The sequence below is a fragment of the Pseudomonas sp. FSL R10-2189 genome, from assembly GCF_009600325.1.
Classification (GTDB): domain Bacteria; phylum Pseudomonadota; class Gammaproteobacteria; order Pseudomonadales; family Pseudomonadaceae; genus Aquipseudomonas; species Aquipseudomonas helleri.
Window position 1 is genome coordinate 1 of the sequence record NZ_WIVZ01000191.1, and the last position, 204, is coordinate 204.

The following is a 204-nucleotide window of genomic DNA, read 5'->3' on the forward strand; positions in this document are numbered from 1 at the left end:
TGTCCCCTTCGTCTAGTGGCCTAGGACACCGCCCTTTCACGGCGGTAACAGGGGTTCGAGTCCCCTAGGGGACGCCAGTTTCACAGAAGCAGCATTTCGGTGTTGCTCCGCCGCCAGGCGATAAATCGGGGCTATAGCTCAGCTGGGAGAGCGCTTGCATGGCATGCAAGAGGTCAACGGTTCGATCCCGTTTAGCTCCACCAA

At 58.8% G+C, this 204-nt stretch carries 2 tRNA genes; both read left to right on the forward strand.

The features are described 5' to 3' along the window. Position 1 precedes the first annotated feature (1 nt). Positions 2 to 77 (forward strand) — tRNA-Glu (locus GHO32_RS26420). 50 nt (positions 78 to 127) lie between these two features. After that, positions 128 to 203: transfer RNA gene (locus GHO32_RS26425), tRNA-Ala, on the forward strand. The last annotated feature ends 1 nt before the right edge of the window (position 204 follow it).